The sequence below is a fragment of the Aeromonas sp. XH genome, assembly GCF_033348475.1.
Lineage (GTDB): Bacteria > Pseudomonadota > Gammaproteobacteria > Enterobacterales > Aeromonadaceae > Aeromonas > Aeromonas sanarellii.
Genome location: NZ_CP137630.1, coordinates 3,849,060 through 3,868,942, shown reverse-complemented (window position 1 = coordinate 3,868,942; position 19,883 = coordinate 3,849,060). Strand labels below are relative to the sequence as shown.

Sequence of the window (19,883 nt, the reverse complement as noted above, 5' to 3'; positions counted from 1 at the left end):
GATACGATCCCCATCTCACAGGATTTCCAACATGACACAAGCTGTAGCTGTCACCCTTTACTGAGAGGTTTTCTCGGTGCCAGCGAGCGATAGCGGGCACTGCAATTCATTCCCTTACTATAGGACTCCCATCATGACGCAAGCTGTAGCGGTCACCTTGCTGACCGGTTTTCTCGGCGCCGGCAAGACCACCCTGCTCAACCACTTCCTGCGCCACCATGGCGACGCCTCGGTGGCCATTCTCGAGAACGAGTTTGGCGCCGCCAATATCGACGGCTCCCTGCTGGAGGGAGGCGCCGGGGTCAGCGTGGTGGAGCTCAGCAACGGCTGCGTCTGCTGCAGCGTACGCGGGGAGTTCGGCGCTGCCCTGAGGGATCTGCTGGCACGGCGGGCGACGGGGGAGTTGCAGTTCGAGCGGCTGATCGTCGAAACCACGGGGCTCGCCGATCCCGCCCCCATCATTCAGACCTTCTTCGTTGAAGAGGCGCTGCGGGATGCCCTGCGCCTGGATGCCGTCATCACCCTGGCCGACTGTGAACATATCGGCCGTCAGCTGGATGAGCATCCGGTGGCGGCGGCCCAGCTCGGCTTCGCCGACCGTATCCTGCTCACCAAGACCGACAGGGTGGACGAGACGACGCGGGAAGCCGCCATCGCCCGGCTCCACAAGATCAATCCCAGGGCCCAGATCCTCGACATAGTGCGGGGGGAGTGCCCGGCCGCGCTCTGGCTGGATCTCGATGCCTTCACCCTGAGCGACGAGCTGAGCCTGAGCCAGGGCATCAGGATAGTGCGCGGTGGCGACCTGGGCCTGGAGGCATTTGGTCCCCTCTCGGCCCGTCCCCGCTCCTGGCACGACGCCATCTCGGCCCAGCTGTTCGAGGGGGGCGAGCTGGACTTGAAGAAGATAGGCGCCTTCATGGAATCCTGCATCGAGCGGCATGGCAACGACATGCTGCGCTACAAGGGGGTGCTGGCCATCGCGGGTGAGCCGCGCCGCCTGATCGTGCAGGGGGTGCACAGGGTGGCGGGGTTCGATTACGGCTCCCCCTGGGGGGATGAGACGCCCCGGTCGCGTCTGGTGATCATCGGCCGCTACCTGCCCGTCGAGGCGCTGCGGGCAGACTTTCTGCAGACACAGGAGTGAGGGAGAGCCGCCGATGCGCGCATCGCTGAGAGAGAAGATGATCCAGGTTTGCCAGAAGAAAATCGCGCAGAAGGGGGAGGAGGTCGGCGTCTCCTTCTACGCGTTTTTCGCCAACAGGAATGATGATCCCGATCTGCTGATGGAGGCCGCGACCTGGTGGATCCAGACCCATCGACTAGACCACTTCGAGAAGGCGAGGAAGATAATCAGGCTGGTTGAGAGCATGGAATGACGGTGCTATGAGACAGGAAGGGCTGCTGACAAGAAGCCCTTCCTTCGTCAGTCCCGGCGTCTGGCCTCACTCGGCCTGCGCCAGTTCCCTCGAGCGGCGGGAGAAGATCAGGCTGTCCAGCAGCCAGATGACCACCATGGAGGCACCGACCAGGGGGAAGGCGGCTCCGAGCAGCACCTGCACGGCGATGGCACCGCGCATGGGGGGCAGCCTGGCGGGCAGGGGGGGCGCGGCGAGCCGGCCTGTCGGGCGGCGGCGCCACCAGATCCAGAGCCCGCTTGCCGAGCTTGCCAGGATCATCAGGCAGATGAGGAGCATGACGAGCTGGTGAGGCCAGCCATACATCTTGCCCATGTGCAGCATGACGCCGGTCTCCACCGTCTTGGCGATCGGGCCGTAATCCTGCCAGCGCACGTCCGCCAGCACCTTGCCGCTGTACTGATCGATGTGCAGGGTGGCGTCGTTGCGGGGATCGTCGGCAAAGACAGCGATGGTGTAAACGCCGTGCTCGCCGGTCGGCGGTGTGATGCTGTAGCCCGGGGTGACCCTGCGCTCCCTGGCGATCTCCACCACCTGCTGCAGCGGGATGCGGTGGCTGGCCATCACCATGCCCTCGTGGCCGCCGCCATGGTTCATGGCGCCGTGGTCGTGGTTCTCGGTGACAGGCTGCGAGCTCGGCATGGGCAGGGTCTCTGCCCCCCAGGGCACGGTCTGCTCATGGGCATGGTTGAGGCTGCGGGTCAGGGGGGCGGATTTGGGCACCTCGTTCCACATGGCTGCGGGGAAGCGGTTCCAGAGGTTGGCGAACTGATCCCCCCAGAAGCCGGTCCAGGTCATGCCGCTCAAGAGCAGCAGCAACAGGAAGCCCGCCCCCCAGAAGCCGACCACGGCGTGCAGATCGCGCCACCAGAGGCGTCCCTTCTGGTTCGCCCTGGGCCAGAGGATGCCGCCCACCCCGGGACCCTTGCGCGGCCACCAGAGATAGAGACCGCTGACGAGCAACACTATTCCCCAGCCGGCGGCCAGCTCTATCAGGCGATCCCCCGTGGTGCCGATCAGCAGATCGGCGTGCAGGGCCCGCGCCACCGCCTGCAGGTTCCACAGGTTATTCTGGGTGCCGAGCAGGGCGCCGCTGGCGGGATCCATGAACAGGGTGAACTCATGACCCTGCTGGCGGACGATAAACTGGGCGCTCTGGTCCGGGGCCGCGGGGGGCAGGTACTTGCTCAGGCTGGCGTCCGGCATGGCCATCATCGCCTTGACCAGCAGCTGGTCGGCGCTCAGGGTCTGAGTGCTGGGGGCCACCTTCATCAGCTCGGGGTACATCAGATTGTCGAGCTGGGGCTTGAACAGATACACCATGCCGGTGAGGGAGAGCAGGATCAGAAAGGGGGAGACGAAGAGCCCGGCATAGAAGTGCCAGCGCCAGATCCTCTGGTAGTGGTTCGCATCTCGGGTTTTCATCTCGGATCCTTGCGGCAAGGGCAAACATTGCGGTTGGTGGAAGGTTTGTCGGCGCGGATGATAGCAGCAACGTTTTGTTAACTGCAACAGAACATGGCACGGGCGTCGCCGGGGGGCAGAAAGGCGAAACACATGGGGTATTGCGGCCGGGTGGGTGTGGTCGAGAGCGCGGGACAGCCGCCGCCAAAATGGACTTTCTGCAGATAAATCCTTACCTTGTTGCAACATGCCACCCTCTGGGTGAAGTCGGGAAGGATCCAAGGAAGGAGACTGGCGTGACGTTGAAACCACACGGCCATTTCGAGATGCAGCGACGGGGGCAGGTGCTGATCTGCCGTCCGAGCGGCCCCTTCAATCTGGCGGGGGCCATGGCCTATGAGGCGCAGTTCAGCCAGCAGATCGCCAGCCTGCATGCCGCGCCCTGGGGCATAGTCGAGGTGGCGACCGAGTTCGAGGCAGCCGGGCCCGAGGTGCTGGCGCGCTTTCGCCGCCAGTTTGGCTGGTGTGCCACCCACGGCTGTGCCTTTCTGGCGGTGGTGGTGACGGGCGGGTTCAAGCGCTATCTGGCGGATCGGGTCTTTCACGAGTTGCCGTTTCAGGGGATCCGCTACTTCGAGCAGACTGATGAGGCGCTGCTCTGGCTGGAACAGCAGCTGGCCGAGGTTGTCTGAACGACATCAAGGGAGTGGCGGTCGAGCGCCCTTCAGCGGATTAACTCAACGTGATAAACCACTTGTCCCGTTCGTCGAGACAGTCGGGCTCACCCATCTCGAATTCGCGGCAGATCAGCGGGCATACCTCATGGATGCTGCACATCATTGCGGGGAGTGGCGGTCGAGCGCCCTTCAGCAGATTAACTCAACGTGATAAACCACTTGTCCCGTTCGTCGAGACAGTCGGGCTCACCCATCTCGAATTCGCGGCAGATCAGCGGGCGTACCTCATGGATGCGGCACATCATCGCGGGGAGTGGCGGTCGAGCGCCCTTCAGCAGATTAACTCAACGTGATAAACCACTTGTCCCGTTCGTCGAGACAGTCGGGCTCACCCATCTCGAATTCGCGGCAGATCAGTGGGCGTACCTCGTAGATGCGGCACATCATGGTGTTCCGGTCGAGCGCCGCGCACCAGCCATCTTCCAGCCGGTGCATCACGGGCACCTCGCCTTCCCGCTCTTCGACATAGCGGTCCGGCACGCCGGTATCGGTAAACAGCATCACCTCGAGACGGCAGCAGCACGCCTCGCAGTTCTGGCAGCTTACTTCGGGAGTTGTCCGGGTCATGGCACCTGCCTCGCCGTCATGGGCACGGAAGAATAGGAGACAGGCGCCGGTGCGGCGCCTGTGGTCTGAACCTTAGCCCAGTTTGCGGGCACGGTAGCTGCGCCCCTTGATCTTGCCTTCCTGCAGTCGCTTGAGCGCCGCCTTGGCCGCGCCCTGTCTGACCGCGACGTAGGAGTACTGCTCGGCGATCTGGATCTTGCCGACGTCGGCCCCGGCAATGCCGCCTTCGCCGGTCAGGGCACCCAGGATGTCGCCGGCCCGCACCTTGCTCTTGCGGCCCGCGTCGATGGAGAGGGTCACCATCTGCGGCGCGATCGGCTTGATCTCGCGGCCTATCCCGTCGAGATCGCCAAGCGGCATCGGCGCTTTCTGGTACTCCTCGATAAAGTTGACGCGCTGGGCCTCGTTGGGCTGGTAGAGGCTCAGGGCCAGGCCCTGCTGACCGGCGCGACCGGTGCGGCCGATGCGGTGCACATGCACTTCCGGGTCGTAGGTCAGCTCGTAGTTGATGACGGCGCCCAGCTCCTTGATGTCCAGCCCGCGGGCGGCCACGTCGGTGGCCACCAGTATGGTGGCGCTGCCGTTGGCGAAGCGCACCAGCACCTGATCCCGCTCGCGCTGCTCCAGATCGCCGTTCAGCGCCAGGGCCGAGAAGCCCTTGGCGGCCAGATGGTCGGCCACCTCGTTGCAGGCGCGCTTGGTGTTGCAGAACACCACGCAGGAGCCCGGCTGATAGTGGCTCAGCAGCCAGGTGAGCGCGTCCAGGCGTTGGCCGGCCGGCACTTCGTACAGCGTCTGCGCGATGGCGCTCTCTTCATGGAGCGACTCCACGCTCACCTCGACCGGGTTGCGCTGCACGCCGCGGCTCATCCGGGCGATCCCCTCCGGATAGGTGGCGGAGAACAGCAGGGTCTGACGCTCGTGCGGGGCATAGCTGATGACACGGTTGATGTCCTCGCCAAAGCCCATGTCCAGCATGCGATCCGCCTCGTCCAGCACCAGGGTCTGGAGGCCGTCGAGCACGAGCGTGCCCTGCTCCAGGTGCTTGAGGATCCGGCCCGGGGTGCCGACGGCGATGTGGGCACCGAAGCCCAGGGTGGCCGATTGCGGGGCGGTCGGGGTGCCGCCGCACAGTGTCACCAGCTTGACGTTGGGCAGGGTGCGGGCGAGACGGCGGATCTCGGTGGCTACCTGATCCGCCAGTTCGCGGGTCGGGCAGAGCACCAGGGCCTGTACCTCGAGCCGGTTGACGTCGAGGCGGGAGAGCAGGCCGAGGCCGAAGGCGGCTGTCTTGCCGCTGCCGGTTTTTGCCTTGGCGATCAAGTCTTTGCCATCGAGTACCAGGGGCAGGCTCTGGGCCTGGATCGGGGTCATCTGCAGATAGCCCAGGCTGACGAGGTTCTCTTGCAGGGCGGGGGAGAGGGTGAGGCTGCTAAATTCGCTGTTGTTCACAAAAGGACTCTATATCGGAGAAAACGGGCTGCGCCGGGCGCAGGGGCGCGCATTGTACCAGAATCCCCCGCCGGATGTGGCGCAAATTTGAGCGACAGTGCGGGTGCCTGCCTTCCCGCCCCGGCAGGGGAGTCTGGGCGGCCAGCCGGGCAGGGATCATGTGAGTCACCGTTCCGCAGTCGTGGAAATAGGTTGATGGCGTCGCCATCATTCATTGCAAATAAGATAAACGTTTGTCATTTCGCCTTGATTAAATAAACCGGCCGTAAATTTGACAGGTTGGCTCCGACACCACTGTGCGAATTTTAAAGGGATGTAATGCGGCTGTGAAAATAAGCCTTTAAAGTGAAATGGACTATCATTAAGTGATTGTTTTATAATGATTTAATTGTTTATTTAACTGCAGTTTGATTTCGGCGAAATTGTTTAATTAATTTAAAAACGTTTGTATTATCCTGCATGCATATTTTTGCCGCGGATTGTGATGGCTATCAGATTTTTAAATGTGCAAATGTCTATGATGGCGCCGGTCAAAAATTACAATTCACTCAGGTGCTACAGGTATGGAATACGTTCACTTTGTGCTCGGACTCGTGATGGTCCTGGCTCTGGCGTTGCTGGCAAACCGCCGCAACTGGAAACAGATCAAGCCGCGCTACATCGGTCAACTGCTGGTGGTCGAGCTGGCGCTCGCCTGGTTCATGCTGAACTCCGAAGTGGGTCTGGCCGTCATCGGCGGGTTCGCCGCCGGTTTCACCAAGCTGATGGAGTTTGCCAAGCAGGGGACCGACTTCGTGTTCGGCGGCCTGATGAACGAGGGGGCCTTCTCCTTCTTCCTGATGGTGCTGATGCCCATCGTCTTCATCTCAGTGCTGATCGGCATCCTGCAGTACATCCGCCTGCTGCCCATCGTCATTCGCGGCATCGGCACCGTGCTGGCCAAGATCAACGGCATGGGCAAGCTGGAGTCCTTCAACGCCATCAGCTCCATGATCGTCGGCCAGTCCGAGAACTTCATCGCGCTGAAAAACGTGCTGCCGCACCTGAACGAGAAGCAGATGTACACCCTGGCGGCGACCGCCATGTCCACCGTCTCCATGTCCATCGTCGGCGCCTACATGCAGATGATCGAGCCGCGCTACGTGGTGGCGGCCCTGGTGCTCAACATGTTCAGCACCTTCATCGTGCTGTCGCTGATCAACCCCTACGAGCCGGACAATACCGTGACCGACGCCAAGGCGCTGGCCGAGGGTGACGAGCACCACACCCCGAAGCAGGAGAACTTCTTCGAGATGCTGGGCGAGTACATCATGGCCGGTTTCACCGTGGCGGTCATCGTCGGTGCCATGCTGGTGGGCTTCATCGCCCTGATCGCCCTCATCAACTTCCTGTTCGAGGCGGCATTTGGGGTCAACTTCCAGCACGTCATGGGCTACATCTTCTACCCCATCGCCTGGATCCTGGGCATCCCGAGCGGTGAGGCGCTGCAGGCCGGCTCCATCATGGCGACCAAGCTGGTGACCAACGAGTTCGTGGCCATGATGGATCTCGGCAAGATCGCCGCCGAGCTCTCCCCGCGTACTGTCGGCATGCTCTCCATCTTCATGGTGTCGTTCGCCAACTTCAGCTCCATCGGCATCATCGCCGGTGCAGTGAAGGCGCTGAACGAAGAGAAGGGCAACATGGTCTCCCGCTTCGGCCTGAAGCTGGTCTACGGCTCCACCCTGGTGAGCCTGCTCTCCGCCGTCATCGCCGGCGTAATGCTCTAACTCATCCCTCCGCGCTCGCGCTGACAACCCCCTGCCCCGGCAGGGGGTTGTTTTTTCTGTACCGGGTGTTTCTATTGTTTGTTCCGTCCCGTCTGAATTAAGAAGAGAGGGGGAGGATACGGTGACGATATGCTGGCCCTGGACATCGCCAGTGCCGCGGACGGCTGTGTCGCCAAAGGAGGATGCGCTGGCTGCGTGTGCTGGGCCGACGATGAGCCAGTCGCCTTGGCCAAGGTGCGGGCCGGACCGTGACGCAGTCGCGTTGTGAACCCTGGATGACAGAAGGGCCGCCCGGCAGGGTGGCCCTTCTGTTTTGGAAAGGGAGCCAGTCGTCGACTCCCGAGTTTCTCCTCAAGGGCAGGTAATGCTGTTGCTGGTCACGCCATTGAGGCTGGCCTGGTAAGTCACCGACTGGGTCAGCAACAGTATGTCGGTGTTGTTCAGGGTGACCCCGATGACCACGCCGTTCTTGCTCCAGGTCACGCTGTTGCTGACATCCAGGGTGCTGGAGTCCGAGAAGGTGGCGACGGCCTTGCGTGTCACTAGGTTGGCGACCGGGATACCGAGTGCCCCCAGCTGGACCTGTGTGGTGCAGCTGACAGCCAGGCTACCCAGAGTCGCTGCCGTGACGGTGACGGGCTTGCTGTCAGTGCCGGTCAGGAAGCTGGCACCGATGTTGGCCGTGCCTGCCGCAACCCCATATGCCAGCCCGCTGCCGGAGACGGTCACCACCCCGGTGTTGTCACTCTGCCAATTGACCAGGCCGGTGACATTCTGGCTGGTCAGGTCGCTGAAGGTGGCCGTTGCCTTGAGCTGCACCTGGTTTCCGCTCGCGAGGTTGGGGATGGGATCTATGGTGAGCCCGGTCAGGGTGGCAGCCGTCGCCGCAATGTTGATGTTGGCGGTGGCGCCTCCCAGGCTGCCACTGATGGTGGCGGAGCCCACGGTCAGCGCCTTGATCTGGCCGCTGGCATCGACGCTGACCAAGGCGGGGGCGCTGCTGCTCCAGCCGACCTGGCTGGTGACATCGAGCACCGTATTGTCGGAGTAGGTCGCAATCGCCTTGAGTTGGCCATTGGTTCCCAGTGCCAGCGACGTCAGGGGAGTGCTGATCTGGATGGCACTCACCGTTGCCGCCGTGACCGTGATGGTCAGGGTGCTGGTTTGCCCGCCGAAGCTGCCGGTGATGGTCGCGGTTCCCGGAGCAACGGCGGTGATCTGGCCGTTGGTATCCACGGTGGCGACGCCGCTGTCACTGCTGCTCCAGGATACCAGGCCGGTAATATCCTGGCTGGAGCCATCGGAATAGGTGGCGATGGCGGTCAGCTGGGTCTTGGTTCCCGCCGCCAGGGTGGATGCCGTTGCCGACAGGTCGATCTGGCTCACGCTGGCATTGGTCACGGTCAGGCTGACCCCGTTGCTGCTGACGCCACTCTGGCTGGCGGTCAGGGTTGCGCTGCCATTGCTGACGGCACTGACTTCGCCGGACTGGTTGATGGTGGCGACGGCGATATTCGAGCTGTTCCAGACGACCTGGCTTGAAACGTCCTGGGTCGTGCCATCGCTATAGGTGGCGGCTGCCGTCAATTTACCCTTGGTTCCTTTGGCCAGTGAAAGGCTGGGTGGAGTGATCTGGATCTGGCTGATGGTGGCATTGGTGACCGTCAGCAGGGTGCCGGCACTGGTCACGCCGTTCAGGCTGGCGCTGATGGTGCTTGAACCAGCAGCAACCCCTGTCGCAAGCCCTTGAGCATTAATGGTGACCTTGGTCTGATCGCTGCTGAACCATGCTGCCTGGTTGGATATATTCAGCGTACTCCCGTCACTCAACACGGCTTGCGCCTTGAACTGGACCGAACTGCCCTTGGCCAGGGTGCCACTGCCGCCGTTCAAGACGATCTGGATGCTGTCTATGGTGGCATTGGTGACCACCAGCGTCACGGTATTGCTGGTAACCCCCTGGAATCTGGCCGAAATGTTCGAGCTGCCTTCACTGAAGGCGGTCGCCTCACCGTTCAGGTCCATGGTGGCCACGCTGATATCCGAACTGTCCCAATCCACCTGACTGGTCACATCCTGCGACGAGTTGTCGCTGAAGGTGGCGATGGCCTGGAATTGCAGCTTAGTGCCCTTGGGCAAGGAGGCGGCAGGCGGGATGACCTGTAGCGACGTCGTAATGGCATCAGTGACCGTCAGTGTTGCACTGCGACTGATGACACCCAGGGTCGCGGTGATGAGCGCCTGACCTATGCCCTGACCCGTGACCAGACCGAGGCTGTCGACACTCGCAACAACGGGGTCGCTGCTGCTCCATTGGACCTGACTAGACACATCCTGGGTGGAACCATCGGCAAAGGTCGCGATGGCCTGCAATTGGTTCTTGGTGCCGATGGCCAGGGTGCCCACGGCTGGGATTACCTGCAAGGATGTGGCGCTGGTATTGTTGACCTGAATACTGGTGCTGGCCGTGACGCCCAGCAGACTGGCTGATAGGGTGACAGAACCGGCTGCGATGCCGCTGACCAGGCCGGTGTTGTCCACGGTGGCGACAGCCGTATTGCTGCTCAGCCATGCCACCTGGGAAGAGACGTCCTGAGTGCTCTGGTCGGCAAAGGTGGCGACGGCGGTGAGCCTTGTCTTGGTGCCAATGGCCAGTTGCACCGTGGCCGGAATGATCTGGATCTGGTTGATCGCCAAATTGACCGCCGAGACGCTGACCTGGCCGGAAACGCCCTGCAAGGTGGCAGTCACTGTGGCGTCCCCCAGTTCGAGTGCGGTGATTTTTCCCTTGGGATCGACACTCAATGCGGTCGGGTTGCTGCTCTGCCAGGTGGCCTGGGTCGACACATCCCTGGTGCTGTCGTCAGAGAGGGTAGCGATGGCCTGCAGTTGCAGAGTCAGCCCCTTGGCCAACCTGGTCGTCGGAGGAATGACGGAGATCTTGGTGGTGATCGCATCCGTGATGGTCAGGGTGGACGTGTTGCTGGTCACCCCCGCATAGCTGGCCGAGATCTGGGTACTGCTGAGCTTTAGTGCCTTGACCAAGCCCTTCTCGTTGACAGTTGCAACGCTGGGATCGGCGCTGCTCCAGGTGGCCAGATCGGTAATATCGGACGTGCTGTTGTCACTGTAGGTGGCGATGGCCAGATACTGGGTGCTGAGACCAAGGGGAATTCTGGGATTGACCTCAGCCCTGGCCTGGGTGCCGGCAGTGTCGGCAGAGATGTCTATCCTGGTCAACGTCTTGGCCGAGGGATTGGTGGGAGTGGTTGGCTTGGTGCCCCCTCCTCCGCCCCCTCCACCGCAGCTGAATAAGAAGAAGGTCAGGAAAAGCGAGAGAAATACGTTTATCGACTTGCTCATGGATATTCCCCTTTTATCTCTGTGCTTAATATGGGATCTGGATTGCCCTGTTTCGGGGATGACAAACCCCACAGAGACGACAGTCTCTGCTATGAAGCCTTTTTGGTTTTCATATACTCTATTGATATTTAATGATTTTATGTTCTCTCATTATTGTTGTGCATATATTTTTAGGCATTTTTGTTTGTTCTTAAAATGCCACAAAAACACTAATGATATTTTTGTTATATTGTGTTTTTAATATGTCTAGGTGAGGGTAATGGTTATTGCAACTCTACTGACAAAAGTAATGTTATCGTCCGGCGAAAAGGCTAGAGGTGACCTTTATATCGGGATTTCCAGTTGACTGAGGTGGTTGGGGCTAGGTGATGGGGATGGCTGAGGCTCTCTTTATGCCCGGAGCATGTATGCCGGAGTCGGTTTCAGAAGTGGGGCAGACGGGGCAGGCAGAGAGGATGGTGTTTGCCGACGGCAGGATGATGGGGGCGCGCATGCTGCGCCTCCACACCTCTTTGTCTGCGTCGCGCGTTTGTGTTCGAGTGCTGGCTATGCGAGCTTGCCCCTGACCAGCCACTTGTCCAGCGCATTGGCGAAGCGCTGCTTGTCGGCGGCGTTGAGGGGGGCGGGGCCGCCGGTCTGAACCCCGGCTGAGCGCAGTTCTTCCATGAAGTTGCGCATGCCGAGGCGCGCCTTGATAGTTTCGCGGGTGTAGATCTCGCCGCGGGGGTTGAGCGCCTCGCCCCCGGCATCGATCACCCAGGAGGCGAGGGGGATGTCGCCGGTGATCACCAGATCGCCGGGTTTGACCTGCTGGGCGATGACATGATCCGCCACATCGAACCCCTTCTCCACCTGCTGGGTCTTGATGAAGGGGGAGGGGGGCACCCGCAACCCCTGATTCGCCACCAGGGTGGTGACGACCTGGGCGCGGTGGGCGGCGCGGTAGAGGATCTCCTTGATTGGGAGCGGGCAGGCATCGGCATCAACCCAGATGGGCATGGCATGGTTTCCTGTGTCTGAGGCGAGGCGGCATCTTAGCACGGCCGGTGCGGGGCGGCTGCCCCGGGGCTGAGTCGGGACCGGCTTTGGTGTAAGCTGGGCCGATGACCATGAGCGAGAAGGACGTGTGGATGGATCGGGTGCCCAGTGACGTGATTTATGGCCTGACCCTGGATGGCAAGGGGGGCATGCAGCCGCTGGCGGCGGGCAGCGAGATTCCGGCAGCCCAGCCCGGCTGGCTGCATCTGGATTACGGCAACCCGGAGGCCGCGCGCTGGCTGCTGCAGACCCCCTTGCTGGGGGAGGCGGCGCGCGAGGCCCTGCTCGGCCAGAGCAACAGGCCCAAGCTGGTGCGGATGGGGGAGACGGTGCTGCTGATCCTGCGAGGTATCAACCACAACAAGGATCACAGGCCCGAAGAGATGGTGGCACTGCGCATCTACATCACGCCGGATCTCATCATCAGCAGTCGCCGCCGTCCGCTGCTCTCCGAGAAGGACGTGTTCGAGCAGTTGACGCTGGGGGGAGGCGCCGACTCCCCCGCCGACTGGCTGGTGGAGATCTGCGATGCCCTGACCGACAGGGCCGGGGAGTTCGTCGAGGAGCTGCACGATCAGATCCTGGATCTGGAGGAGATGGTGCTGATGCGCGATCTGCCCCCCAATGGCCGGTTGGCACGGATCCGCAAGCAGCTCATCATGATCCGCCGCTACCTCTCCCCCCAGCGGGATCTGGTGGCGCGTCTGGCCAACGAGAAGATCAGCTGGCTGGACGAGGACGACAGGCGCCGTCTGCTCGACATCGCCGATCGGTTGCGGCGCTGGCTTGATGATCTGGATGCCGGCGTGGCGCGCACCGCCGTGCTGGCGGACGAGATCAACAACCTGATGGCGGAGGCGACCAACCGCCGCGCCTACCAGATGTCGGTGATGGCGCTGCTGTTCCTGCCCGCCAGCTTCCTGACCGGCCTGTTCGGCATCAACCTGGGGGGTATGCCGGGGGCCGAGAACCCGACCGCCTTCTGGGTCTTCTGTGGTTCCCTGCTGGCGCTGGCGACCGGACTCGCGGTCTGGCTCAAGCACAGGCGCTGGTGGTAAGGAGTGAACATGACGACATGGGAATCTTTTGGCTGGACCCTGCTGTTGCTGCTGGGTCACACCCTGATCCGCGGCCTCATCCACAAGAGCCTGATGGCCCTTGGCCAGAGCCGGCAGGTGAGCGAGAACCGGGTGATCTACGTGGAACACGTGTTCCACTTCCTGCTCGGCTGCGCCACCCTGCTGATCCTGGCGGGGGTCTGGGGGCTCGACTTCTCCCGGCTGGTGGTGCTCGCCTCCTCCTTCTTCGCGGTGCTCGGCGTCGCCATGGTGGCCCAGTGGTCGATCCTCTCCAACATCACCGCCAGCATCACCATCTTCTTCGCCTTCCCCTACAAGATCGGCGACCGGATCCGCATCCTGGACAAGGACGATTCCGTCACCGGCGTCATCACCGAGATCGGCCTCTTCTATGTGCGGGTGCGGGATGACAACGGCGATCTGGTCACCTACCCGGCCAACCTTATCCTGCAAAAGCCGGTCAGGCGGCTGGAGGGCAAGGAGGTTGAACCCCTGCAACCGGAATGAAGAAGGCTCCCGCGGGAGCCTTCTTGCTGGTCGGGGGTTCAACGCTCGAAGAAGCGGTAGAGGTGTTCGACCTGGATGGGGCAATCGGCCACCAGATGGATGTGGTCGCGAGCCTCCTCGGTGGAGGAGAAGTTCATGGGACACCCCAGGGTATCCGTCATCACATAGAGATGACCGTCCTGCCCCCGAAACTCCACGATCCAGCCGGGCGCGATGATGTCGTGCATGATCTCCGCCTCCCTGAACCTGTGCTGCTGGTGAAGCGCACGCAATTCGCTGACTGTCATGACATCCTCCTGTGACTCATGGCGCCACCCACAAGTCTAGCTCGCAGCCAAGGATGCGGCCCCTTCATCCCGCCTCCCTGGGCGGTTGCAGGGCGATCAGCAGCTCCCCTGCCAGGGGGGCGACGGGGCCGGTGACGACCCTGGGCCTGCCCCTGGGATCCAGCACGAACAGGGGGATGGCGCCCGGATTGGCGTCCTGGTACTGGCCCCAGTCAAAGGCGTCGCTCAGCCTGGTGGCCCTGATCTGGCCGCTCCGGCTCAGCAGGCCGCTCAGGCGGGCGAAATTGACGTCGGGGCCGAACAGGTGTTGGCGGGCGCGGAAGGTGGCGCTCTCCCGGTTCGCCTTGCCATGCTGCTCGCTGGAGCGCAGGGAGTGGACCTTCTCCTCCCCGTAGAGGTGGGCAAAATGCAGCACGCCGAGGGCGTTGTTGTGGCGGTTGGGGGAGAGGGCGAGCACCGTATTGATGCTGGTGAGGGGCAGGTGCAGCTCGGCGTGCTCCGACTGCGGGTTGCCGAAATAGCAGGGCAGACCGCTCATGCGGGCCAGCTTGCAGTGCTCCCAGGCCGGATCCGAGAGATGGACGGGGATGCCCTGATCCGCCAGCGCCCGGCCTATGGCCCGCGCCACCGAGTTGGCGCCGATCAGCAGCCAGATGTTGGGCGCGCTCTGGCGCATGCCGAGCAGCCGGGCCAGGGGGGTGGCCGTCAGGCTCTGCAACACCACGGTGAAGATGATGACGGCAAACACCAGGGGCACCAGCTTGTCGGCATCCGCGATGCCGGCCTGGTGCAGGCTGATGGCGAAGGAGGCGCTGACCGCCGCCGCCACTATGCCGCGGGGCGCTATCCAGCCGAGCAGGGCCCGCGCCCGCCAGGGGAGATCCGAGCCCCAGGTCGAGACCAGGATGCAGAGCGGGCGGGCGACGAACTGCACCACGCACAGCAGCGCCAGCACCATGGGGCCGAGCTGCCAGAGCTGGGCCAGATCGAGGCGGGCCGCCAGCAGGATGAAGAGGGAGGAGATGAGGATGACGGCGAGGTCCTCCTTGAAGGCCAGCACCTCCTCCAGATCCAGCCCCTCCTGATTGGCGAGCCAGATGCCGAACACGGTCACCGCCAGCAGGCCGGACTCGTGGCTGAGCCAGTCAGACAGGGTGAAGGTGACCAGCACCAGCGCCAGCACACCGAACTTGTGCAGGCTGACCGGCAACCAGTCCTTGCGGATCAGCAGGGTAGTGAGCCAGCCGGCGGCCGCCCCCATCAGGGAGCCGACCCCCACCGTCTTGGCCAGCGCCAGCAGGGTGTGGCTGAACACGTCGCTCTGGCTGCCGAGGCGCACCGCCTCGAACACCAGCACCGCGAACAGGGCGCCGATGGGGTCGATGACGATCCCCTCCCAGCGCAGGATCTTGTCCACCTCCCGCACCGGCCGGATCACGTTGAGCATGGGGGCGACCACAGTGGGGCCGGTGACCACCAGCACGGCGCCGAGCACCATGGCGACCCGCCAGTCCAGCCCGAGCAGGAAGTAGCTGGCGACACCGATGACGGCGAAGCTGGCCAGCATGCCCACCGAACAGAGGTTGCGCACCACCTTGCCGATCCCCTTGAGTTCCGCCAGATGCAGGGTCAGCGCCCCTTCGAACAGGATGATGGCGACCGAGAGGGAGACCAGGGGAAACAGCAGCTCCCCCAGCAACAGATCCGGGTCGAGCACGCCCGTGATCGGACCGAGCAGCAGGCCGCTCAGCAGCAGGAACAGGATGGCGGGGACGCGCAGCGACCAGGCGAGCCATTGGGCCAGCAGGGAGATCAGGGCGATCCCGGCGAGGGAGAGTGCAATCATGCCAACCTCGGGCAGATGATGGGGTTGGACCTAGTGTAGCGGGGAGGGAGGGCAAATTGACACCCTGTGGGTGGGCCCTCAGCGGACGGTCCCGATCAGATGGGACTCTCTTTGTGGAGCTCGGTGACACAGTCGGTCACCGCCAGCACCAGGGCCGAGCGCACCATCTGATCGAGCCGGTTGAGCTGCATCTGGTAGAGGGGCCAGTCCTCCTCGTTGGCCGGCGGATCCTGCGGCATCATGCTGCCCTGATTGATGCCATGGAGGCGAGCCAGCAGATCCCGGATCGGCTTGTCGCTGAAGCGGTAATCCTTGGGATCGCGCACCAGAAAATCGCGGATCTTCAGGTAGGCCTCGAGATCCTGATAGCGCTCGAGGGAGATGAGGCCGAGGGCGAAGATGAGCTTGAGGCGCACCTCCAGCTGGCCGAGGGGGCCGCTCTGGTTGAGCAGGGGCTCGATGGCGTATTTGACGGCATACTCCTCCTGGCGAAAGGCTCGCCGCATCAGGGAGTCGACCGCCTCTTCCAGGATGGTCACGACCTCGAGAAAGAAGCCGCGGGGGCCGTCCTGCTCGTTCAGTCGCTCCAGTACATCATCTTCCTGGTGTGTGGTCATAGGTCTCTAGGGTCCGGCTGACAGGGGGGAGAGCCAGGCTCCTCCCCGGTGTTATCGTATGGGGTGCCTCACTGGCCGGTCTGCGCTGACCAGCGGCGGTGAAGGCACCCCATAGGGTCACTTCAAGTTGTTGTAGCGGGCGACTATAGTGCGCACGACATCGCTGTTTTCATCCAGGCCGGTCACCCTGGCCAGGGCACGGGCCGGGCCCAGCTCCGCGAGCAGGGACTGGAGCTCCACCGCCTGGGGATCGTCGGCATTGTGGTAGTGCAGCGCCGCCGCGATGCCTTCCTGCAGGTGATCGCTCGGCAGGCCGTACTCCAGGGTGCCGAGCAGCGGCTTCACCAGCCTGTCCCCCGCCGACAGCTTGCGCAGTGGCTGGCGGCCGACCCGGTCGATCTCGTCCACCAGATAGGGATTGGCGAAGCGGGCCAGGATCTTCTCGATATAGGCGGCGTGCAGGCGCGGGTCGAAACCGTATCGCTTCACCAGTACGGCTCCGCTCTCCTCCATGGCGCGGCGCACCTTGCTGCGGATCAGCGGATCCTCGATCGCCTCGCGGATGGTGCCATAGCCCCTGAGCTTGCCGAGGTAGGCGGTGACGATGTGGCCGGTATTGAGGGTGAACAGCTTGCGCTCGACGAAGGCCATCAGGTTGTCGGTGGGCTCCATGCCCGCCACCTGAGGCAGCTCCCCCTTGAACTGGGTCTGGTCGACGATCCACTCGCTGAAACTCTCCACCGTCACTTCCAGGGGATCGTCGTTCGCCGCCGCCGGCGGGACTATGCGATCCACCGCCGAGTCGACGAAGCCGACACAGTTTTCGAGGGTGGCATGATACGCGACCGGCAGATACTTGAGTACCTCCTGCTTGAGGTGGCTGGTGCCGCGCACCATGTTCTCGCAGGCTATGACGTTGAGCGGGGTCAGGTTGCCGGCATCGAAGCGGGCCTGCAGCCCCTTGGCCAGGGTGCTGGCAATCTTGTCCAGGATGTTGGGGCCGACCGCGGTGGTCACCAGATCGGCGGTGATGATGCGGGCGATCACCTCGTGGCCGGCGGAACTGACCGCCGCCACGTTGCGCACCACGTCCAGCTTCTGATCCGTGCCCACCACGTGCACCTTGTACTCCTGGCGGTGGTTGAGCTGATCGATCAGGGTCTCGTTGACGTCGGCGAAGGTGACCTGGTGGCTGGCGTCCGCCAGCAGTTTTCCGATGAAGCCACGACCTATATTGCCGGCACCAAAATGCAATGTTTTCATGATATTAACCTCTATAACCAAAGACGATGACGGATGATCAGGCAGCCTGTTCGGCGCCCAGCAAGTCCAGGAACTCCTTAGGATCCTGGGTACTGGCCAGACGGTCGACGAGACCGGGTTCGTCCAGTGCATTGGTCAGGCGGGTTATGACCTGAATGTGTTCATCGTTGCGGGCGGCGATGCCGATAACCAGGCGCGCCACCTCGTCGGCGCCCTCGCCGAAGGCGACCCCGGCCGGGTACTGGCAGATGACGATGCCGGTGCGCTTGACGTGCTCTTTGGCGGCTATGGTGCCGTGGGGCACGGCGATGGACTCGCCGAGGTAGGTGGAGACCAGCTTCTCCCGCTCCAGCATGGCGTCGACATAGTCCGGTGCCACGTAGCCGCGCTCGGCCAGCAACCTGCCGGCGGCCAGGATGGCGGCCTCCTTGTTGTCGGCCTTGAGGCCCAGATGCACGTCCTGCAGGCTCAGGGTGAAGACCTCGCTGGCTTGCGGCTCGTAGCTGTCGTCGTTGGCCGCCACCAGCAGCTGCGGGTTGGCCACGTCGTCGTTGGCCGCGTTGGCCAGGGTGAGGTTCTGCACCAGCTCCTGATAGAGGGCATTGTCGAGGAAGTTGGAGAGGGAGATGTGACGGGCGTGCGGCGCGTGGCGACGGGCACGGTCGGTCAGATCCTTGTGGGTGATGACCAGATCCACCTGATCGTCCAGGTTGTTGATGGCACGGTTGGTGACACTGATGTCGAGGCCGGCGGCCTGCACCCGCTTGCGCAGCATGCCGGCACCCATGGCGCTGGAACCCATGCCCGCATCGCAGGCAACGACGATGTTGCGCACCGCAGTGAGCTCGGCACCCGGCTTCTTGGCCGCGGTGGTCTCGGGCTTGGCACCCTTCATGGCCTTCATCTTGCGGGTGGCTTCACCCAGGGCATCGGCCTCGTCGGCCTCCGGCTGCTGGGCACGGACGAACACGGCGGCGACCAGGAAGGAGACGGTGGCGGCGGCGATGATGGAGAGCAGCACCCCGATCAGGGAGGCTTTCGGCGTCATCAGCAACACGGCGAAGATGGAGCCCGGCGAGGCGGGGGAGACCAGGCCTGCGTTGAACAGGGTCAGGGTGAAGACCCCGGTCATGCCGCCGGCGATCACCGCCAGGATGAGGCGCGGGTTCATCAGCACGTAGGGGAAGTAGATCTCGTGGATGCCGCCGAAGAAGTGGATGATGGAGGCTCCGGCAGCGGACTGCTTGGCGGCACCGCGACCGAACACCATGTAGGCCAGCAGCACGCCGAGGCCCGGGCCCGGGTTGGCTTCAATCAGGAAGAAGATGGAGCGGCCCTGTTCGGTGGCCTGCTGGATGCCCAGTGGCGAGAAGATGCCGTGGTTGATGGCGTTGTTCAGGAACAGGATCTTGGCCGGCTCGACGAAGATGGAGGTGAGCGGCAGCAGGCCGTGGGCGACCAGGAAGTCGACGCCGCCGGCCAGGGCACCGGAGAGCACCTTGACGAAGGGACCGATCACGAAGAAGGCGAGGATGGCCAGCAGCATGCCGATGATGCCGGCGGAGAAGTTGTTCACCAGCATCTCGAAGCCGCTCTTGACGCGACCCTCCATCGCCTTGTCGAAGCGCTTGATGGCCCAGCCACCGAGCGGGCCGACCATCATGGCGCCCATGAACATGGGGATGTCGGTCCCCACGATGACGCCCATGGTGGTGATGGCGCCGACCACGGCACCCCGGTCACCCCCGATCAGCTTGCCGCCGGTGTAGCCGATGAGCAGGGGCAGCAGGTAGGTGATCATGGGGCCGACCAGCTTGGCCAGCGTCTCGTTCGGCAGCCAGCCGGTGGGGATGAAGAGGGCGGTGATGAAGCCCCAGGCGATGAAGGCGCCTATGTTGGGCATGACCATATTGGACAGGAAGCGTCCAAAATTCTGTATCTTGACTTTGGTATCCGGTGATAACATGTCGGGACCCCGTTTTAAGCCTGTGTGATTAAGGGTGGTAGTGGGGATGGTCGGTTTTGCAGAACCCCATCCCTGTCGTCTAAGCAACTTCAATCTACCAGCTTGTAATCAAATTAGGCTGAAAACGGGGGGTATTGTGACCCGCATCTCAAATACCCCGGCCTCCCCCCTCCATACACAGTGATGTTGATCACAATCATTCGCCGTATTTCGGTTACATTTCGATCTCCTCGCCTTTTCTCCCCGATTTTTTGTGATGTGAATCTCGTTTTGTTGTTTGCGCAAACCATGTGTCAACGTGATTATCGTCACATAATGGTGATTTGTACTCGATTGAAGCATGGCTTGTGTCATCCAATTGACAAGCTGCAACGATTGATCAGGCTCCATCACCCATTATTTATCGATGAATCAGTGATTCTGTAACCCACTTTCAGTTTTCGCCGCCGGGGGGATCGCCTCCGGCATGACTCATCCTGTTTCCTTCCTCTGTGCTTCCCGATGCTTCCTGTGGCTGCCATTCCCTTCCTGGCGGCATGGCAAAATGCGGGCGTTCGGCTGCGCCTTCCA

16 protein-coding genes are annotated in these 19,883 nt (G+C 62.7%); 6 read left to right on the top strand and 10 right to left on the bottom strand.

Annotation, left to right across the window (positions count from 1 at the left end):
• Nucleotides 1–133 precede the first annotated feature (133 nt).
• Nucleotides 134–1,147, top strand: coding sequence for a CobW family GTP-binding protein (locus R2B70_RS17855; RefSeq protein WP_318162120.1), 1,014 nt, complete (start codon nt 134–136; stop codon nt 1,145–1,147).
• Nucleotides 1,148–1,160: 13 nt separating this feature from the next.
• Complete coding sequence (locus R2B70_RS17850) at nt 1,161–1,379, top strand: DUF6500 family protein (RefSeq protein ID WP_042077569.1); 219 nt, start codon at nt 1,161–1,163, stop codon at nt 1,377–1,379.
• Between the two features lie 66 nt (nt 1,380–1,445).
• On the opposite strand, the gene R2B70_RS17845 is transcribed toward R2B70_RS17850, so the two are convergent.
• The gene (locus tag R2B70_RS17845) at nt 1,446–2,843 is read right to left on the bottom strand and encodes a PepSY domain-containing protein (protein WP_318162119.1); all 1,398 of its coding nucleotides are present in this window, start codon (nt 2,841–2,843) and stop codon (nt 1,446–1,448) included.
• A 275-nt stretch (nt 2,844–3,118) separates the two neighbouring features.
• Between R2B70_RS17845 and R2B70_RS17840 the strand changes: the two genes are divergently transcribed.
• The gene (locus tag R2B70_RS17840) at nt 3,119–3,514 is read left to right on the top strand and encodes a hypothetical protein (protein ID WP_216991135.1); all 396 of its coding nucleotides are present in this window, start codon (nt 3,119–3,121) and stop codon (nt 3,512–3,514) included.
• A gap of 324 nt (nt 3,515–3,838) precedes the next feature.
• Here the strand turns inward: R2B70_RS17840 and R2B70_RS17825 are convergent, their stop codons facing one another.
• Nucleotides 3,839–4,126 (bottom strand): YkgJ family cysteine cluster protein, encoded by a 288-nt coding sequence (locus tag R2B70_RS17825; RefSeq protein WP_042077573.1) that lies wholly within the window; start codon nt 4,124–4,126, stop codon nt 3,839–3,841.
• A gap of 72 nt (nt 4,127–4,198) precedes the next feature.
• Nucleotides 4,199–5,578: an ATP-dependent RNA helicase DbpA gene (gene dbpA, locus R2B70_RS17820; protein WP_219143416.1), complete on the bottom strand. Its 1,380-nt coding sequence runs from the start codon at nt 5,576–5,578 to the stop codon at nt 4,199–4,201.
• A gap of 563 nt (nt 5,579–6,141) precedes the next feature.
• Between dbpA and R2B70_RS17815 the strand changes: the two genes are divergently transcribed.
• Entirely contained in the window at nt 6,142–7,347 is a 1,206-nt protein-coding gene (locus R2B70_RS17815) for a NupC/NupG family nucleoside CNT transporter (RefSeq protein ID WP_209793710.1), read from the top strand.
• Nucleotides 7,348–7,698: 351 nt separating this feature from the next.
• On the opposite strand, the gene R2B70_RS17810 is transcribed toward R2B70_RS17815, so the two are convergent.
• Both R2B70_RS17810 and R2B70_RS17805 read right to left on the bottom strand, forming a co-directional pair.
• Nucleotides 7,699–10,587, bottom strand: coding sequence for a beta strand repeat-containing protein (locus tag R2B70_RS17810; RefSeq protein WP_318162118.1), 2,889 nt, complete (start codon nt 10,585–10,587; stop codon nt 7,699–7,701).
• A gap of 669 nt (nt 10,588–11,256) precedes the next feature.
• Nucleotides 11,257–11,709: a YaiI/YqxD family protein gene (locus R2B70_RS17805; protein ID WP_318162117.1), complete on the bottom strand. Its 453-nt coding sequence runs from the start codon at nt 11,707–11,709 to the stop codon at nt 11,257–11,259.
• Nucleotides 11,710–11,813: 104 nt separating this feature from the next.
• On the opposite strand from R2B70_RS17805, the gene zntB reads away from it, so the two are divergent.
• On the top strand, nt 11,814–12,806 hold the full coding sequence (zntB, locus tag R2B70_RS17800) for a zinc transporter ZntB (protein ID WP_318162116.1): 993 nt from the start codon (nt 11,814–11,816) through the stop codon (nt 12,804–12,806).
• 9 nt (nt 12,807–12,815) lie between these two features.
• Nucleotides 12,816–13,334: a mechanosensitive ion channel domain-containing protein gene (locus tag R2B70_RS17795; RefSeq protein ID WP_042077578.1), complete on the top strand. Its 519-nt coding sequence runs from the start codon at nt 12,816–12,818 to the stop codon at nt 13,332–13,334.
• Nucleotides 13,335–13,372: 38 nt separating this feature from the next.
• Here the strand turns inward: R2B70_RS17795 and R2B70_RS17790 are convergent, their stop codons facing one another.
• The 5 genes from R2B70_RS17790 to R2B70_RS17770 form a co-directional block, all read right to left on the bottom strand.
• Nucleotides 13,373–13,621 (bottom strand): hypothetical protein, encoded by a 249-nt coding sequence (locus tag R2B70_RS17790; protein ID WP_318162113.1) that lies wholly within the window; start codon nt 13,619–13,621, stop codon nt 13,373–13,375.
• Between the two features lie 64 nt (nt 13,622–13,685).
• Complete coding sequence (locus R2B70_RS17785; protein WP_318162111.1) at nt 13,686–15,467, bottom strand: sodium:proton antiporter; 1,782 nt, start codon at nt 15,465–15,467, stop codon at nt 13,686–13,688.
• A 95-nt stretch (nt 15,468–15,562) separates the two neighbouring features.
• Nucleotides 15,563–16,084, bottom strand: coding sequence for an MltR family transcriptional regulator (locus tag R2B70_RS17780; RefSeq protein ID WP_042077582.1), 522 nt, complete (start codon nt 16,082–16,084; stop codon nt 15,563–15,565).
• 117 nt (nt 16,085–16,201) lie between these two features.
• Nucleotides 16,202–17,347: a mannitol-1-phosphate 5-dehydrogenase gene (locus tag R2B70_RS17775; protein ID WP_182935173.1), complete on the bottom strand. Its 1,146-nt coding sequence runs from the start codon at nt 17,345–17,347 to the stop codon at nt 16,202–16,204.
• A 37-nt stretch (nt 17,348–17,384) separates the two neighbouring features.
• A complete protein-coding gene (locus R2B70_RS17770; RefSeq protein ID WP_318162108.1) occupies nt 17,385–19,313 on the bottom strand; it encodes a PTS mannitol transporter subunit IICBA in 1,929 nt (642 codons plus the stop codon).
• Between the last annotated feature and the right edge of the window lie 570 nt (nt 19,314–19,883).

Coding starts and splice junctions, on each gene's coding strand:
- R2B70_RS17855 (WP_318162120.1), top strand. CDS start 134: ATGACGCAAGCTGTAGCGGTCACCTTGCTGACCGGTTTTCTCGGCGCC.
- R2B70_RS17850 (WP_042077569.1), top strand. CDS start 1,161: ATGCGCGCATCGCTGAGAGAGAAGATGATCCAGGTTTGCCAGAAGAAA.
- R2B70_RS17845 (WP_318162119.1), bottom strand. CDS start 2,843: ATGAAAACCCGAGATGCGAACCACTACCAGAGGATCTGGCGCTGGCAC.
- R2B70_RS17825 (WP_042077573.1), bottom strand. CDS start 4,126: ATGACCCGGACAACTCCCGAAGTAAGCTGCCAGAACTGCGAGGCGTGC.
- R2B70_RS17815 (WP_209793710.1), top strand. CDS start 6,142: ATGGAATACGTTCACTTTGTGCTCGGACTCGTGATGGTCCTGGCTCTG.
- R2B70_RS17805 (WP_318162117.1), bottom strand. CDS start 11,709: ATGCCCATCTGGGTTGATGCCGATGCCTGCCCGCTCCCAATCAAGGAG.
- zntB (WP_318162116.1), top strand. CDS start 11,814: ATGACCATGAGCGAGAAGGACGTGTGGATGGATCGGGTGCCCAGTGAC.
- R2B70_RS17795 (WP_042077578.1), top strand. CDS start 12,816: ATGACGACATGGGAATCTTTTGGCTGGACCCTGCTGTTGCTGCTGGGT.
- R2B70_RS17790 (WP_318162113.1), bottom strand. CDS start 13,621: ATGACAGTCAGCGAATTGCGTGCGCTTCACCAGCAGCACAGGTTCAGG.
- R2B70_RS17785 (WP_318162111.1), bottom strand. CDS start 15,467: ATGATTGCACTCTCCCTCGCCGGGATCGCCCTGATCTCCCTGCTGGCC.
- R2B70_RS17780 (WP_042077582.1), bottom strand. CDS start 16,084: ATGACCACACACCAGGAAGATGATGTACTGGAGCGACTGAACGAGCAG.
- R2B70_RS17775 (WP_182935173.1), bottom strand. CDS start 17,347: ATGAAAACATTGCATTTTGGTGCCGGCAATATAGGTCGTGGCTTCATC.
- R2B70_RS17770 (WP_318162108.1), bottom strand. CDS start 19,313: ATGTTATCACCGGATACCAAAGTCAAGATACAGAATTTTGGACGCTTC.